This is a genomic window from Arthrobacter rhombi (assembly GCF_900163545.1).
Lineage (GTDB): Bacteria > Actinomycetota > Actinomycetes > Actinomycetales > Micrococcaceae > Arthrobacter_H > Arthrobacter_H rhombi_A.
The window spans coordinates 51,929-69,907 of record NZ_FUHW01000021.1 but is presented as its reverse complement, the minus strand read 5'-3'; the positions used below and the strand labels follow the sequence as shown (position 1 = coordinate 69,907).

9 protein-coding genes and 1 pseudogene are annotated in these 17,979 nt (G+C 57.9%); 9 read left to right on the top strand and 1 reads right to left on the bottom strand.

Features of this window, described 5'->3' with window-relative positions:
* Both FM101_RS05095 and FM101_RS05090 read left to right on the top strand, forming a co-directional pair.
* Window positions 1-1,027, top strand: a pseudogene (locus FM101_RS05095) (IS3 family transposase); the annotation flags it as partial.
* A gap of 140 nt (window positions 1,028-1,167) precedes the next feature.
* A complete protein-coding gene (locus FM101_RS05090) occupies window positions 1,168-1,989 on the top strand; it encodes a hypothetical protein (protein WP_086996417.1) in 822 nt (273 codons plus the stop codon).
* A gap of 321 nt (window positions 1,990-2,310) precedes the next feature.
* Here FM101_RS05090 and FM101_RS15540 read toward each other — a convergent pair whose 3' ends face one another.
* Window positions 2,311-3,495, bottom strand: coding sequence for an MBL fold metallo-hydrolase (locus FM101_RS15540; protein WP_143269220.1), 1,185 nt, complete (start codon window positions 3,493-3,495; stop codon window positions 2,311-2,313).
* A 453-nt stretch (window positions 3,496-3,948) separates the two neighbouring features.
* On the opposite strand from FM101_RS15540, the gene FM101_RS05085 reads away from it, so the two are divergent.
* From FM101_RS05085 to FM101_RS05055, 7 genes are all read left to right on the top strand, one after another.
* Window positions 3,949-5,247 carry a hypothetical protein gene (locus FM101_RS05085; RefSeq protein WP_086996414.1) on the top strand — a complete coding sequence of 433 codons (1,299 nt, stop codon included), beginning with the start codon at window positions 3,949-3,951 and terminating at the stop codon, window positions 5,245-5,247.
* Window positions 5,248-5,495: 248 nt separating this feature from the next.
* Entirely contained in the window at window positions 5,496-6,095 is a 600-nt protein-coding gene (locus tag FM101_RS05080; RefSeq protein ID WP_086996411.1) for a recombinase family protein, read from the top strand.
* 1,993 nt (window positions 6,096-8,088) lie between these two features.
* Window positions 8,089-8,952, top strand: a complete 864-nt coding sequence (locus tag FM101_RS05075) for a DUF4365 domain-containing protein (RefSeq protein WP_086996408.1) — start codon at window positions 8,089-8,091, stop codon at window positions 8,950-8,952.
* Window positions 8,953-9,360: 408 nt separating this feature from the next.
* Window positions 9,361-10,560: an IS110 family transposase gene (locus tag FM101_RS05070; RefSeq protein ID WP_086996405.1), complete on the top strand. Its 1,200-nt coding sequence runs from the start codon at window positions 9,361-9,363 to the stop codon at window positions 10,558-10,560.
* A gap of 464 nt (window positions 10,561-11,024) precedes the next feature.
* A complete protein-coding gene (locus FM101_RS05065) occupies window positions 11,025-12,986 on the top strand; it encodes a type I restriction-modification system subunit M (RefSeq protein WP_179204243.1) in 1,962 nt (653 codons plus the stop codon).
* Window positions 12,983-14,344: a restriction endonuclease subunit S gene (locus FM101_RS05060; protein WP_086996399.1), complete on the top strand. Its 1,362-nt coding sequence runs from the start codon at window positions 12,983-12,985 to the stop codon at window positions 14,342-14,344. The genes FM101_RS05065 and FM101_RS05060 overlap by 4 nt, the downstream gene beginning before the upstream one ends.
* Entirely contained in the window at window positions 14,310-17,414 is a 3,105-nt protein-coding gene (locus tag FM101_RS05055) for a type I restriction endonuclease subunit R (RefSeq protein WP_179204242.1), read from the top strand. Before FM101_RS05060 ends, FM101_RS05055 begins: the two co-directional genes overlap by 35 nt.
* Window positions 17,415-17,979: the final 565 nt, after the last annotated feature.

Sequence of the window (17,979 nt, the reverse complement as noted above, 5' to 3'; positions counted from 1 at the left end):
GGTACCGGTGGCTTCAGCAGTACGGATCCGAGAAGAACGCCGGCCAGACCAAGGCTGTGAAAAACCTCGAAAAGGAGAATGCCAGGCTAAAGAAGCTGGTCGCGGAGAAGGAACTAGCCATCGATATTCTCAATGAGGTGGCGCGGGGAAAATTCTAAGCCCCGAACCACGTCGCCGTGCCGTACGTATGGCGCAGGAGAAGTTCGGGGCATCTGAAAGATTTGCCTGCAAGGTGCTCAGCCAGAACCGTTCAGCCCTGCGCAAAGGCCGCCCAGCGGTCAGCTTTGAAGAAACCCAGCTGCGCGCTGATCTACGTGTCGTGGCTCAGAAGTATCCGGCGTGGGGTTGGCGTAAAGCACGCTGGCATCTACTCGAGCAGCCGCAGTGGGACGGGATAGCGCTGAATAAGAAGCGCGTCCGCCGGCTCTGGCGCCTGGAGGGACTCACTTGCAAGCCCAAGGTCCGCAAGAAACGCCGTAGCGGTCCCGGTGCCGGTGAACAGAAGAGGCTCAAGGCCGAGTACCCGATGCACGTGGTCAGCTTCGACTTCCAATCCGATACGACCTCCTGCGGGCGGCATATCCGGTTTTTCAATGTTATCGATGAGTACAGCCGCACCGCCCTGGCGATCATTCCGCGTCGGTCCTTTACCGCCACTGATGTGGTCGCCGCTCTGGAGGACATCATCGCCGAAACCGGCGTCACTCCGGCGTACGTCAGGTCCGATAACGGGCCGGAATTCACAGCTGCTGCTCTGATCAACTGGTGCGCCACGGCTGGAGTCAATACTGCGTTTATTGATCCAGGGTCGCCGTGGCAGAACGGTTTCGCTGAATCATTCAATGCACAATTCAGAAGGGAACAACTCACTGGAGAAATAATGGACACGATGGCCGAGGCAAAGTACTTGGCCGACGAATGGAAAGAGATCTACAATCATGAACGTCCCCACGGATCCCTCGGCGGAATGACGCCGTTCAGACACTGGGATCGCTGGACCGCAGAGAACCAACTAGCTATCGCATAGCCGCTGGACTGCTAACGGGGACCCAACCACGTGAGAACCTCACCGGCCCTGCTTTCTCCCGTGAGCTGGAGTTCGGGTTTTCCGGGGTCACAGAGGGCAACGACGTCCTCACCCAGGCAGGACTGACGAAGAAGCAGGTCATGGACGATCCATCCCTCCTACTGTCAGGCTCCGCCTACGGTGGCGGCGACACCATGATGATGGACCCGTTCCACCCGGCGTCCGGACTACTCAATAGCCTTCGATTCGCTTCCACCAGTGGAGACCCTGACGCCATGGAATTCGCCGTCGCCAAGGCCGTAGATACCATTGCGAAGCACGGTGTCCCAAACCAAGTGGAAAGCGTGCATTCCGTCGGTGAGCGCGCCAAAGCGTTCGAGCCGGTTCAACTGGTTGGTGCGATGCCGACGATCAACGCAGACACCTCGTGGTCCCAACGTGCAGACGGTGCACAAACAATAGTCGGCGCCATGGCGGCGATGCCCGCTAAATACCAGGCTAGGGATGCCATCCAAAACTATGCGGCTGCCCTCGCAAACCCGAAGGTCGAATCAGGGACGGTCGGCTCACTAAAGATCGAAGCGATCTCAGCTATTGAAGTTGCGGCCGGTTATTCAGGCGCCGGGGAACGACAGACGTCCGACACCAGTGCCTACCGCCCGGCAACACCAACATCAACAAGCGAATCTCATACTCAACGAGATGGCCCAATCATGAACCACGGCTTCAACGACCCCAGTACCCGAGTGCAGAGCGCGCACAGTGCAAAACCCAACGTAGCGAAACCGCCATTCCCGCCGCCCCACAACGATCCTCCACCTAAAGCAGACAGTCCGAAGGGGCAGCCATTACCGGGGGAAGTCTATTTCAGGCCTCCTGCTCGCAAACGGCGCCGGGCTAGTCTCTTCGACGACGAAAGTGTCGACGGGGAAATGGGGCTCCCTAACTTCCCTGAGGCTTGATCTAGGCCTACGAAGCCCGACAGGTGAGTAGCTACGGTTCGAACGAAGATGGATGTGGATCTACCCCGTCCGGCTCAGAACCGTCCGAGCCCATCTTGGACTTCACGAGAATCTCCTTGGCCAGGACGTCCCGTCGTCCGAGGCTGATTGCAGAATCTAACCCGAGGTATAAATACTCTTTCTAGGAATCGGTTGGACTACGCAACGCGACTATGGCATCTACCCGATGATCGCTCGCTTCGAGCAGAATGAGAGCAAGCAACGGGTTTCCCGTAGAGGCTCACTTTTAGAGCGTCCAGGTCCCTAGGTTTCCAGAGCAGCTCAGAGGTTCTGAAAAAAGTGGGTGCAGAGTGGGTTTGTGAACACCGGCCCATATGTTTCGAGCACAGAATTTGAAGACTTCGTGTTGTAGAACAAGCGTTTGCTACGGAGTTTTTGGGAGTGTTGCACACCGTTTTGTAGGACGATGTCATTTGCATCGGGGAACAGCGACTCAAAAGTTTTTCCGGGTTTTTGCGTTCCGTGGTGCGGGGCCAACAGCACCAATGGTCGGATTGTGTCATGAGGGGTCAGCCCGGGGCATATGCCGAGTTGAAGAAGTTTGTTAAGGCTGGCACCCTCGCAGTCTCCAAAATTCAGAAAAGTCCCTGTGCAGTTCGAAACAACCAAACTCAACGCATTATTGTATTTGCGGACGCGATTCCATAGGGCTCCATCCCAATACGGGTCATCTCCCGTCATTTCTTCTTGACTTGCCAACTCCCGCAGTCGTATCTGCAGCGCCATGGATCCCAAGGGCATTCCCTCGAGTTCGTTTTCCTCGACACCAGTTCCGCGGAGTGCTGTCTGCTCCCCTATTTCAGTAAATAGTTCGCTGGTTCGTGCAGCCGCGTATGCCAATCTAACCAACCCGCTTCGAACAACGAGAAGTTGGAGTTCTTCCACCACCGTGTCGATAGCAATGCGGGATTTGGCGGATAGTGAATCAGTGTCCTTCGGCGGCCAATAGACATTCCAGGGCTCGTCAGGCCCACAGAAACTATCCCCACGGCAGAGTGGAATCAACGTCACTTTTGCTCCCGCCTTCTTCCAGGCGCTAACCAGATCAAAGAAAGGACCACCTTGTAGCGCCGTCCCGATCAGCGCATGCGCAACCATCGCTACGCCCAAAGGCGCAGCAGGGCGGGGGAATCGAGGATAGAAGATCGTGACTCGTTTTGGCCCCTTTAGCCCAAGACTATGTCCCTGCAACTTGTATGCCTGTGCCTGGATCGGCAACCGCGCCAGCCCGCCCCAATGGTCGGCGTCGAAATGCGTCACCAACAACTCTTGGGGTAACCACTGGCGCTGTTTGCGCGAAACTAGCTCTTCTAATAGCTTGTCCGCGGGCGCGGTCGCTGCCGGATTAGTCCCTGCTCCGCAATCCATTACCAAATCATCTGATGGCGCATCTGCATAAGCTACCGAACACGCTCCATCCCCCACAGCCACGACTGACAGATCCATACCAAATAGCCCCAATGCTCGATACTCCCCTGAACTGATCGCAACATTACCTGAGACGTCTCTGAAACCGAGCTGCTGCGAAGCCTCGGGGACCGCATAGCTGCACTCCCATGCATCCCTCTTCCTTGAGGGGTGCTGTCCTAGCCGATCGCCTCACTTGAAATGTTTCGACAAGCGACCATTGAATGAGAAGTTCGGCAGGTAGTTGTGGATTCTCTATGTCAGCACAAGCGACTACAGAATTGTGTTTGACACCGGGCTCACGAGAGATCTGTCCGAAATATCTGTCACTGACTGTTTTCTGCACCGCAACAACTGATCGGAAAGAATGGATCTTGAACCGCCCGATAGAGTGTTGGTTCTTCGGGCAGCGACACCTCATTCCCAGTTCGCGGGCATCGTGCCCAGCGGGCTCGTTGCGCTCCACCAGTCCTGAATCGATATGGTTTCTACATGCACAATCTTCCTAAGGCGTGCCCCTGCGCTGACGCTCACCGCCGGCTGATGGACCTACATGAGGACATTCATCGGACCATCGAGTTTTATGAGGATCCGAATGAGTTCCGCAGGTGGCTGAACTCGGCGATTCAAAACTCCAGAGGCGTCACATTTCTTCTGCAGAAACGAAAGGCGAAGTGGGCAGATTTTGATACGTGGTACGGGTCCTGGCAAGACGCCGCCAAGCAAAATGCGGTCCTTCGATGGGGCGTCACCGCTCGAAATCGCGTGGTAAAAGAGGAAGACCTCAAAACGTTCAGCGAAGCACGAATCAGTTTTTATGGTGAACGACTCAAGGAAGTTGAGGACACATTTGAGGTCTCGCCCTCACTCACGGTAGATATGATTATCGCACGGTTCGCCAATGTCGCTGGCAAAGACCCAACCCGGCGCAAGGGCATGATTCGTGTTCAGCGACGTTGGGTTGATGACCAACTTCCCGCTTACGAACTAGTCTCGGCTTTGCGGGAAATGTACGCTGCAGTCGCAAAGATTGTCTGGACGGCACATCAAGCCAGCGGAGTTCCCTCTTGTTTGATTCAACCGTTTGCACGGATCTGTGTCACCTCGTCGCTTACCCCGAGCCTTTCGTGCCTTCCGCCGGGAGACCCCATGCCGAGCAAGCTCTTTGACCTCGAAACTGGAGAAGTAGCCACATTTAAGTATGTGAAAATCGAGCGCGATGAGCAGTATGAAGAAAATGGTGTGGAGCGGTATGGGGCTCTTCCAGGATTCAGCGTGGACCCGATTGAGCACGCGTACGAAAGGCTGCAACTTTCACGGAAATTTCTTGAGTCAGATGGCTATTCTGGGCCGATGCTCGTGCTGTCGAAGGGGGACGAAATACGAATGCACGGTGTCATTTTTCATGACAATGAGCCGCGTGAACTGAAGGTTGCGGCGGCCGTCGACCTCGAGGGCGCCTGGCCCTTCGACGGAGCGATCTACTCGTCGGAGACTTGGGTCGCATCGCCAGGGGGGCGTGGCTCCCGTGTAGGAGTGCCTGCCGACCAGTTACTTGGAAGTAATGCGGAATTCTTCAACATCGACACAGTGGGAAATCGTGACGAGGCGCTCATTGTGGTTGCTTTGGCCGCAGATGGTCGTTCGCGTTGTCTCGTGCAACCATTTGGACGAACCGCGGATGGCATCGTCTATGGGCCGTTGGTCGACGACAGTTCGGGATCCATGGTCCTGCCGTTTCTGAAACCGGTGTGGCAGCAATGGCCTGATCGCGGTCGTCAGCACGGTTGATCGATTCCTATCGCTGCGAAAGTCCGATGGTGCAGTATTCACTGCTAGTGCAAATGCGTTTCGAACTTCCGAGACCTTACCGCGTAGTCCCGGGACATCAGTAGGGGTGTCCCAGTTCCTTGGAAGTGGAACACCCGGTATCACGGTGCCTAGCGTTACGACTCGCCGAGAAAAATATGTTCCAGAACTAATACCACAAACACGTTCCAGAAAACTTGTACAGAACAAGCTTTTGGTATCATAGGCGGATGGATATTGGCTATGCCCGGGTGTCGACGGCGAAGCAAGATTTGGACCGCCAAGTCGAAGCCCTCCGCGATCAGGGAATCGCGGACAATCGGATCTACGTAGACAAGAAGTCAGGGTCCACTACGAATAGGCCTGGCCTTCAGACGGCACTTGACCAGGCTCGCGAAGGCGACGTGGTTGTCGTGCATACGTTGGATCGCCTGGGTCGAACCGTTCGGGACACTCTGAACCTCATCCATGATCTCGCCGAACGTGGCGTCGGGCTCAGGAATCTGGCTGATCCAATTCGGGTAGATTCCTCCAATCCAGAAGATCCCATGTCGCAATTGGCCGTTGTGATGCTGGCACTCTTCGGACAAATGGAACGGACTTACGCGATTGAACGGGCGGCACACGCCCGCGCCATAGCCACCAGCAAGGGAAAACGGGTAGGGCGACCCAGCGTCGTCGAATCCGCGAAGCTCGCCTATGCCGAGCACCTCCGCAACCATGGTCATTCCATTAAAGACATCGTTGGGCTAACGGGCATAACCCGCTCCAGTTTGTACCGGCATCTGCCTCCCCGACCAACCCCATCGCTAACATCGGCAGAGGAGTGATCCCGCTTGAACCGGACGACTAAAGCAACTGAGGCGGCGACGCGGATTCGAGTGACACGCCGACGTGGAATTGAAGCCATGCGCCGAGCCGGAATGTCCGCCAATGAAATCGCAGTAGTAGTTGGGCGCACTACGCACGCCGTGCGGCAGGCACACCGAAAAAGCGACCAAAACGATGACAAAACTATGGGGCTGACTCCCACAGGCGCTCCATCAGTCACCGACACAGCCGAATGGGCCTGAATTCTGGTGAGTTAAAGCTGGCAGCAATCGCCCTCAGACGTGTACTTAGCCCTGCCTTAAGGCCTGTTAGCTAGGTCAGGTCTACCCCGACGGACTGAGCATTCTTCGATCCCGTTCACTCCATGCCCTTCAAAGCTCGCAGAGAACGCCGCTCTATGCCAAGAAGTACGCATCCCGCACCCACGTGGGCAAGTCATACGGGTAACCCAACCGGGTAACCCATACCGGTAAGGGTTACTTGCCAGATCCACATTTCCAAGCGACCATCGCCGACGGAGTGTGCAGCTAGCGACTTCCCAGCAATGGGGGCTGTGAGGGTATTTTGAGAATTATTGAGCCACGTCGTGATCAGTCGGTTGAGTTGCCCCGGATAGGAGTGCTTCTGAACCACTCTTCTTCGTGCTGCTTCGCTTGTTTTGGTGGCCGCCCTCGTGGGTCGGTGGTGCGCTGGTGACCGGGTTCTGGGGGATTAGTTTTCCGAGGCGATTTCCCTGATGGGCTTGCGCGGACCTCTATTCGTTCTGCTCTTCGAGTGGGCTGCCTTTTTGGTGGTGAGCAATCGAGGGGCCGACTCTTGCAGGTTGGTGTCTTGGGGTTCTGGGGGCTCCGGGGATGCTTGACCTCGAGTGGGTGGCTGGCTTTCTATAGGTGTGCTGAGCTTTTGGATCCTTGGGTTTCATGGGGCCATTGGAGTGCTTTGAGCTGGTGGGTGGCTGGGTTGGGGACTGCTTGCTCTTGGTCTTCGGGTTTCCTGCTTGGTGGCCGCCTTCGAGGGTCGGGGTATCGCTGTGGCTGGGCTATAGAGGTCGGTTGGCCTTAATAGTTTCCATCGTTGGGTGGTGGCCCATTGGCTGGTTGTATTTGTGGAGTGGCTTCTATTTTGGTGGCCGCCCCTAATGAGGGTTGCTGTCCTTTGTAGGGCGTGCCCGTGGGATCCTTGGGGTTCCCTGTGTTCCTGCTTTCAAAGGGGACCTGACCATTTACTGGGGGTGCCCGGTTCTCCGGGTCTTCATGGGTCTCCCGCATGCTCGTGTACTTGGGCTCCGGGGATAGTGAACTCCAAAGCTGCTTACCCTCGAGGGTCCTCCGGATACTCTTTGGTGGCCGCCCTCATGGGTCGAGCCCCTGCTCTTGTCAGGTACCCCAAGGATTCCAGGTTTCCCGAGGTCCCCAAGGCCACCGGGAGCGTGCTGGATGGAGCAAAGTCTAGAAGACTGGCTGACCACACAAACTGACTATGGTCGCCTTGGATGGTCTTGCTGGCTTTCGCACATCTACCAAAGGGGGGGGCGGCCCCCTTTGTCGAACCCCCGTCGGCGGGTCTCCTTGTCCGAGCGGCGGCCTTTCCTTCTCGTTTGGTTCCCAACCCTCACCCGTCCCCACAGCCGCCATATCAAAGAAGCGCCACCGCCCAAGTAGGCACTGCCCTCCTCCTGGAACCCAGCTGGAGCCATACTCGTGTCAGGACACCACTGCATGGCCTCTCCCCTACCGTGATGAGTAGGGGGGAGACGCTCCTTCGCGCCTGGGGTGCCCCCCTCGTTCGTCGTCGTTCTTCTTCTAGGGGCAGTGACCAAGCAGTCAATACCATTACCTTGCAGATGCAGTGCCAGGTCGAACCCAGTTGGGCCAGTCTTTTCAGCTACGTGCAACGCTCCGGAAACGAAGCGGCCAAGGCCAGCAGCCCTTGTGTCTCGAACTACTTCGGGTGCCGACTTCCCCGTCACCTGAGATCGATTAGCATAAAAACATGGCGAATCAGTGGCACCAAGAAGAATCCGGCACACTTGCTGTTCAGATGGCCGCCCATAGCGCTGCTTTTATCACGCGTGATCAGACGAAGCATGACTTTGGAGTTGATCTCCATTTCGAAGTGACCGATGACAGAGGGGACGCAACTGGCAGACTTCTGGCGGTGCAGGTCAAATCAGGGGTGTCCCACTTCAGGAATCCACATCCGGATGGTTGGTGGTTCTATATCTCCGAGCGTCACGCGCGGTATTGGCTGAACCACTCCTTGCCCGTGGTGCTTGCACTGCACAACGACCAGACAGGTCATACATACTGGGCTCAGGTCGCGAGCGACTCTATCGAAGTTACCAAAACGGGCGGTTCAAAAATTCTCGTGCCTTCCGAGCAGGTTTTAGACACAGGCACGTTCGACAAGTTCCGACAGTTCGCGTCACGCAAAGCACCGACTCCAACTGGGGCTATGGCCGACAGTCCCGAGCGTCACCGCGTCGTCATGAAGCAGGCGATGGAGGGTGCAGCGAGGGATGACGCCCGCGTGGCATTTGAGCTGTCCCGTCAAGGCTCACCGTTGATGATGACGGCTACCATGTACCACATGGGCGACCCCATGGGACGCTATGTGCTCACGGCTTATCGCGAGTTCGATGATTTCTTAGCCCTCGTGCTGGTGGTAGAGCACCTCGATCAATTGAACAAATACCTAGACGAGGCCAAGGAACCCCAGATCAGCTTAAAGTCTCTCCTCAGCGGCTTTGCAATGGCGATGCCCTCAGACGCGACGTCCGACGAGGTAGAGGAGCTGAAGGCATACATCGCGTTGAACGCAACCCCGTATTGGGGCTCGCCCTCTTGGCCGCTATGAGGGAAGGGAAGGCGGACACCGGCACTCCAAAAGCGTAGCGCTGATCTTCCAGATTGATGTCGCGTCCTTCTGCTTCTGTGGCTCGATTCCCTGCCTCCACTTGCCCGTTAGACTTCGGTGTCAATCTGCTTGCCCTCCCCGTTCCCTTTTTTGTAGCCCCTAAATGAGCAAGTATTGGGGTTGCTGGCCTGTCGGCCCCGGCATTGATTCCTGCCCCCAGTCTTCAATGGTCCGGGGGGTGTTGTCACCGGGGTCCGATAGGCACCTGGGAAATCGCTAATAGGGGCCGGATGCAGACGGGGAACCACCGCCAATATCGGCCGTAACGTGGATGCCGAGCCTTGGAGCCGCAGGACAAGCCAGCACCGTCCCACCCATTGGAAACCATGCTCCAAGGAAGGCAAGACGATGATCCCCGAACACGAAACAGTCGATGTTTTCATCGGCGTCGACGTCGGAAAATCCAACCACCACGCCGTCGCTCTGGATCGGTCAGGCAAGAAACTCCTGGACAAGGCCCTCCCCCAGGACGAGGCCAAGCTCAAGGCCATCATCACCTCACTGTCCCGCCATGGCCGGGCACTGTTAGTCGTGGACCAGCCCGCGACCATCGGTGCCCTGCCCGTCGCGGTGGCCCAGGCCGCCGGGATCATGGTGGGTTACCTGCCCGGACTGGCGATGCGCCGCATCGCGGACTTACATCCCGGGGAAGCCAAAACCGATGCGCGCGACGCGTACATCATCGCCGAAGCCGCCCACACCATGCCGCACACGCTGCGCTCGATCCAGGTCGCAGACGAAGAGGTCGCCGAGCTGGCGATGCTCTGCGGTTTCGATGACGACCTGGCCAAGCAGGCCACCGCGACCAGCAACCGGATCCGCGGCCTGTTGACCCAGATCCACCCCGCCTTGGAACGGGTTATCGGCGTACATCTGGACCACCAGGCGATGCCCGAGCTGTTGGCGAAATACCCGAATCCTGCAGCCTTGCGCAAGGCCGGTAAGGCCAGGGTCGAGGCCCTGTTGCGCAAGCACGCCCCACGGGCCGGGAAACGCTGGGCCGCCGAGGTGTTCGCCGCCTTGGACGAGCAGACCGTCGTGGTCTCGGGTACCAACGCGGCCGGCATCGTGCTGCCCCAGCTGGCCCGTTCGCTGGTCCAGACCCGGACTGCCCGCACCGAGGTCCTGGCCCAGGTCGAGCTACTCGTGGAGGCCCACCCTCTTCACATCCTCCTGACGTCCCTACCGGCGGTCGGCGTCAGGACCGAGGCCAGGATCCTCACCGAGGTCGTTGGCAAAGACTTCCAGACCGCCGGACACCTCGCCTCCTACGCCGGGCTGGCCCCGGTCACGTGGCGCTCGGGCACCTCGATCCGCGGGGACCACCCCTCGCGCAAGGGCAACAAGGTCCTCAAACGGGCCCTGTTTCTATCCGCGTTCGCCTCGCTGCACGACCCGATATCGAGGACCTACTACGACCGCAAACGCGCCGAGGGAAAGAAACACAACCAGGCCCTCATCGCCCTGGCCAGACGACGCTGCAACGTCCTGTTCGCAATGCTCCGCGACGGAACCATCTACCAGAAACACGTGGCCTTGGCAGCCTGAAACCCGCAATCCACCGCCGCGCACCAGGAGCATCCGTCCCAATCACCCGGCCGGCATCGCCATGCCCGAAAATTCTCGCAACGATTATTCAGGTCTTTCCGGCTCGACCCTTGACGAAGCAGATAGGGGCACCCCCCTATCGCGTCTACCCGGGCCCTTTCGACAGGCAGCGGCAGGCTTCGTTGTCCACCTAGTCGCAAGCAGCGTCGGCCGCCGTGATTCCAACGAAGGTAAAGACACATTTTACCCTCGTGAGCCTTGGAACGTCTCGGGGTCTGAGGGCGACATTGATAAACGCCGAGGCGACCAGCCGATCGTGACAGCGTAGAGATGCCACTAACTCGCTGCCAGAAACGGCCTAACCAGCCCAGGTCCCGCTTGCCCTCTCAATTGGGGTTGAATGGTAGACAAGACATGCTGGACACATTGGTATTCCGGAACAGGAAATAGGGACTAGGGGCGTTTTGAGTAACCACGCATCATTTATCTGGGGAATCGCCGACCTGCTGCGCGGCACCTTCAAATCCCACCAATACGGCGACTTTATCCTCCCCTTCACCGTTCTGCGACGCTTGGACTCCGTCCTGGCAGATACCAAGCCCAAGGTCCTGGAAGTTGTCGCCGAAGCCGAGACCAAGGGGATGCCGGTTCGCCCGGTGCTGCTGAAGACCAGGGCAGGGCATCAGCATTCCTTCCACAACACCAGCCCCTACGACCTGGGCACCCTCATCGGAGACCCTGAGAACCTCCGTGAAAACCTCCTGGCCTACATCCAGGCGTTCTCCGAGAACGTGCGGGACATCTTCGTGAAGTACAAGATCGAAGACCGCATCGAGGCACTCGAAGACAACAACCTGCTCCTGCTGGTGATCCAACGCTTCGCCGAAGTGGATCTACACCCCGGCCACGTGACCAATGCCGAGATGGGTCACATCTTCGAAGAACTCATACGTAAATTCGCCGAAGCCTCCAACGAAACCGCCGGTGAACACTTCACACCCCGCGAAGTCATCGAACTCATGGTCGACCTCCTTTTCGAAAACGACGACCAGGTCCTGCGTGACGGGGATATCGTCCGCTCGGTCTACGACCCCACAGCCGGCACCGGCGGCATGCTCTCCGTCGCCGAAGACCACCTCACAGAAATGAACCCCCGGGCCCGGCTCACCTTGGCCGGGCAGGAACTCAACGCCCAGTCCTACGCGATCTGCAAGGCAGACATGGTCATCAAGGGCCAAGCCGTGGACGCCATCGTCAACGACGACACCCTGCTCAACGACGGACACCCCGGAGCCACGTTCAACTACTGCCTCTCCAACCCGCCCTTCGGTGTGGACTGGAAGAAGCAGGAAAAGACCGTCCGCGAAGAACACGCCGAACGCGGCTTCGCTGGCCGCTTCGGCGCCGGACTGCCCCGCGTCTCGGACGGCTCCATGCTCTTCCTGCTGCACCTGATCTCCAAGATGCGAGAACCAGCCACCGGCACCACCGGCGGGCGTGCCGCGATCGTGCTGAACGGGTCCCCGTTGTTCACTGGCGGTGCAGGGTCCGGTGAATCCAATATCCGCAAGTGGATCCTCGAGCGTGACTACCTCGAAGCGATCATCGCCCTGCCCACCGACATGTTCTACAACACCGGCATCAGTACCTACATCTGGGTCCTCTCTAAAGACAAGACACCCGAACGCCGGAACAAAGTCCAACTGGTCGATGGGTCCAAGTTGTTCCGGAAAATGCGCAAGGGCCTGGGCTCCAAACGCAACGAACTCGGCCCCCAGGACATCGAGACCATCGTGAAGCTCTACGGCAACTTCGAGGAAACCGACCAGTCAAAGATCTTCAACACCACGGACTTCTTCTACCGCACGATCACCATCGAACGCCCCCTGCAGCTGAACTTCAACACCACCAGCGATCGCATTGACGCAGCAGTGTCGGTGAAGGCCTTCAGCAAACTCACCACCGAGAACCTGGCCGGCTTGCGGGCTGCTCTGGAACCCATGAATACAAACATGGTGTGGAAGAACCGCGAAGAATTCACCAAGGCCCTAAAAAACCAGCTCAAGGCCAGCAGCGCAGAGTTGAGTCCACCACAGTTGAAGGCACTCATCGCGGGCCTGTCCGAACGCGATGAAACAGCCGAAGTGTGCACTGGGCCCAAGGGCAAGATCGAAGCAGACGCTGAGCTCCGCGATACCGAAAACGTTCCTTGGAACGAAGACATCCACGCCTACGTCGAACGCGAAGTAAAACCCTTCGTCCCTAATGCATGGATCGACGAAACCAAGACCAAAGACGGCTGCGAAATCCCTTTCACCCGCCACTTCTACCAATACATCCCACCTAGACCACTCGAAGACATCGACGCCGACCTCGACACCCTGCTCGGTCGCATCCGTGTACGCCTCGAACAGGTCAAATCATGAGCCTGAAGCCCTACCCTGAGTACATAAACAGCGGGACTGAGTGGCTGGGTGAAATTCCAGCAACTTGGTCGGTGTCTCCCGTAAAACACCTCGCCCACCTGCTAGCTGGCGGGACCCCCGAATCAGACAATCTGCGCTACTGGACGAACGACGGTGGCATTAATTGGGTGGCAATTGGAGACATGAGCTCCCGTGATCTGGTGCATTCGACCGCCCGCCAAATTACCCAGGAGGGTCAAAGAACCAAGTCGTTGCCTGTTGCCCCTCCAAGCACGGTTCTTTTTGCGATGTACGCCAGCGTGGGAGAAGTCTCTATTTTGGGTATCCATGCCGCTTGGAACCAAGCTCTCCTCGGATTTCGGGTCAATAGTTCTAGAGCCAATTCAAAATTCCTCTTTTATGCACTCAAGGCAGTCTCCAAATGGTTGCCCGTCTTCTACCGCAGGAATACACAAAACAACTTGAACGCAGAGCAGGTTGGCAACCTCAGGCTGCCTCTTCCGCCACTGCCGGAACAATCGATGATCATCGACTATCTTGATCGTGAGACGGCTGAGATTGATGCGTTCATCGCGGACCAGGAACAACTCATCTCTCTCTTGTCCGAGCGCCGTACAGCAACCATTACGCACGCAGTCACCAAAGGCCTCAACCCCAACACGCGGATGAAGGACAGTGGTGCCAGCTGGCTGGGAGAGCTGCCTAGCCACTGGTCGATTACGAAGATTAAATATCTTGGCGACATAAAATACGGGCTCGGTGAACCACCTGTCTACTGTGAGGAAGGTGTTCCTCTCATCCGTGCAACCAATGTTTCGGCCGGTACAATAACTCCGCAAAAACTGGTATATGTCAATCCTGAGGACATTCCTGCCAGCAAAATCTTTTGGCTTAGAAATGGGGACATCATCGTTGTCCGAAGCGGGGCCCTTACGGGTGATTCAGCGATCATTCCTCTGCAATACGAGGGGAGTATCGCCGGATTCGACATGGTGTTCCGCGCCAATAAGACCACGGACCCCAACTTTGTTCAGTACACCTTGTTGGCACCCTACGTAAAGTCAGCCCAAATTGATCAAATCCGGATCCGTGCCGCGCAGCCCCATCTTAATTCCGAAGAACTCGGCGATTGCTTGATCACGACACCCCCATATGCAGAACAGAATGCGATTTCCGACTATCTCGAGAGAGAGACTGGGGAAATCGATGCGGCCATGGCTGAAGCTCGTGAAGCGATTGCGTTGTCGAAGGAACGTCGCGCAGCGATGATCAGTGCCGCGGTGACAGGAAAGATTGATGTCCGCGGCATGGGACCCTCGGCGAATGTTGGGGAGGCTGTTTCTGTTGGCGTTGCATAACGAGATCGAATTCGAAAAAGACATCTGCGAGTACCTACAAGCCCACGGCTGGTACTACTCCCCCACCGATGAAGGCTACGACCGCGAACGTGCCCTATTCCCCGACGATGTTTTCGGTTGGCTGCAGGACACGGCCCCGGATGAGCTGGCGAAGATCGTCAAACCCGATCTGAATCCCACCATGCAGGCTAAGGCCGAGCTGCGTGTGCTGGACCGCCTGGCCAAGACCATGGGAACCGACCCGACCAATGCCGGCGGCACCCTGAACGCGATCAAGAAACCCATCGGTGTGGGTCCGGCGTCGTTGCGGATGTTTCAACCCAAACCAGCCGACGGCCTGAACCCCACCACCGTGGATCGCTACGGGTTGAACCGGTTGCGGGTGGTCCGCCAAGTCCACTACTCCAAGACCTCCAATAAGTCCCTGGATCTGGTCCTGTTCCTCAATGGCATCCCCGTGGCCACAGTGGAGTTGAAGACGGACCTGACCCAGGACGCCGAAGCCGCGCTGAAGCAATATAAGCAGGACCGCAACCCCAAGGGCGAGCCCCTGCTGTCCTTCGGCCGTGGGGCGTTGGTGCATTTCGTGGTGTCCAACCAACAAGTGCATATGACCACCAAACTCGAAGGCCCCTCCACCCGGTTCCTGCCCTTCAACGCAGGCAAAAACAACGGGGCCGGCAACGCACCCCGTGAAGGGACATCGCCCACCGCCTACTTCTGGGAAGACCTCCTGGAACCCGACGCCTGGCTGACCGTGCTGGGGAAGTTCGTCCACTACCGCTTCGAAGACGACACCCACCCCATCACCGGGAAGAAGACCCGCAAGGCCTCCCTGAGGTTCCCGCGCTACCACCAGTGGCGTGCCGTCAACGCCCTCACCGACGCCGCCCTGGCCGAAGGGCCGGGGCATAACTATCTGATCCAGCATTCGGCCGGGTCCGGGAAAACCGACTCCATCGCTTGGACCGCCTACCGGCTCTCATCCCTGCACCGGGGTGATGGGTCGAAGGTCTTCGACGGGGTCATCGTCATCAGCGACCGCACCGTGTTGGACGGACAACTACAAAAAGCCGTCGAACAACTCGAAACCGTGGCCGGAGTCTTCGCCCCCATCACCCGCGGCACGGAAGGCGCCAAATCCACCCAACTGGCCGAAGCGTTGCTCAAGGGCCGGCAGATCATTGGGGTGACCCTGCAGACCTTCCCCCACGCCATGGACCAGATCCGCAAGAACAAGGGCTTGGCAGGACGTAATTACGCGATCATTGCCGATGAGGCCCACTCTTCCCAGTCCGGGGATGCGGCCAAATCACTGAAGAACGTCCTCACCGTCGCCGGGCTGGAGGAAGGCGAGGACGTCAGCGCCGAAGACGTGCTGACCGCGGAAATGGCCGCCCGGGCCGGGGCCACCATGAACCTGTCCTTCTTCGCGTTCACCGCCACCCCGAAAGCCAAGACCATTGAACTCTTCGGCCGGCGGGATGAGAACGGGGACATGGAGGTCTTCGACCTCTACTCGATGAAGCAGGCCATCGAAGAGGGCTTTATCTTGGACGTGCTGCAGAACTACACCACGTACCAGATGGCCGCCAAGATCGCCCACGCCGACGAACAGGCCTCCGAGGTCGAGGTGGACCGCGATCAGGGCGCGAAGCAGCTGATGCAGTGGGTGCGATTGCACCCGCATAACATCGCCCAGAAGGTCGCGATCATCGTGGAGCACTTCCGCCAGAACGTCGCCCACCACCTGGCGAACCGGGCCAAGGCCATGGTCGTGACCTCCTCCCGCAAGGAAGCAGTCCGCTATAAGCTCGCGATCGATAAATACCTGCAGGAGAAGGGCTATCAAAGCCAGGTCGCTGCCCTGGTCGCGTTCTCCGGGGACGTCGACGACCCCGAATCCGGTGTTGGCCCGTTCAACGAATACACCATGAACCCGGGGTTGAAGGGCCGCGCGTTCACCAAGGCGTTCGGCAGCGAGGACTACCAGATCATGTTGGTGGCCAATAAGTTCCAGACCGGGTTCGACCAGCCACTGCTGGTGGGCATGTATGTGGATAAGAAGCTCTCCGGCATCGCCGCGGTCCAGACCCTCTCCCGGCTCAACCGGGTGATCCCGGGTAAGGACAAGACCTACGTCCTGGACTTCGTCAACGAACCAGCCACCATTCTGGAGGCCTTCGAGACGTATTACGAGGACGCGTCCATCGAGACGGAGTCGGATCCGGACATCATCCACGACATGATCATGAAGATGGATGCGATGAGCATCTACAACGACAAGGACGTGGACCTGGTCGCCCAGAAGTGGGTGGCCCAACGCAACCATAACGGTCTCTACTCCCACCTGCAGCCGGCCATCGATGAGTTCAAATACCGCCACAAACAAGCTACCCAGAACGCCGACACCCTAGACCTGGATCGGTTGGAGGAGTTCCGCAACACCGCCGGGGCATTCAATAAGTCCTACGACTTCTTCTCCCAGATCATCGACTACGAAAACACCCGTATCGAGAAGCTCGCGATCTACCTCAAGCTCCTGGCCAAGGCCCTGCACTCCACCACGACTAGTGATGCGTTAGACCTCAGCGACGTGGTGTTGACCCACTACGCGCTGAAGAAGCAGGAAGCAGCGGATCTGAAACTCGTTGACGGGGAAGGCAAGGGCCTGACGGGGCTCACTGCTGCCGGTTCCGGTGTGGCGCGGGAGAAGAAGTTGGGGACGTTCGATGATCTGATCGAGCAGATCAATAAGATTTTCGAAGGCACCGGCATCAGTGATGAGGACCAGATCAGCGCGGTCGAATCCGTGATGCGTCACGCCGAGGCCAACGAACAACTCCAGCGCGAAGCCATCGCCAATGGCCCCTTGGACTTCAGCTCCTCCCCCAGCCTGCCAGAGGCCATCGACGAAATCATCTACACCGCCGGGGAAGGTCACCAAAAGGCGATCAACGCTCTGCTGGAGATGCAGGGGCCCGGGAAGCTTGTCGATATTCTTCTGGCGGCGGGCTTACAGGAGCGAGCTAGGAACCGAGCTCAGCAGGATGCCCAGGTCTTCGAATAGGCGATTTGGAGAATACTAGGTTTAAGAACCTAGGCCGCACGACTGTTTACCACGTTCCAACAGCTCCAGAACCGAGGCACCACATGGACAGCAATAAGGCCGCTCGTTATCGGGCAGCTTCCAATAAGAAAACGGAAGCGTATCCCTTTCGGTATAACTCTGAGCAACGAGATCTCCTACACTTCGCGTCTCAAGTCTCCGGGCAATCCATGCAAAGCATCATCGAAGAATATCTTTGGGAGGCACTCGAAGAACGCTACGGTCACTCTGTTCCGGTGAAGTCGGCTACGAGGGACTAGAGGACGAGCGACAGCTGGGGCCTTCATACTCGTACCTGGCTCCGGATATCTCTTGAACCCGCACAAGGCTCGCCTTCCCGTTGGGGCACTAGTATCGGCACATGGGGTATATAGCAATTGGATCGGCCGCCGCGACTGTCGCAAGTGGCGCGATTGGCTTCAGAAAGGGCCGCTCGGCTGCCGATAAAATTCTAGATTGGGCGAACACTGTTCGCGCAGAGGACACTAGGCGATTGTTGAACGGGGAACTCATTCCCCCGCTTGCG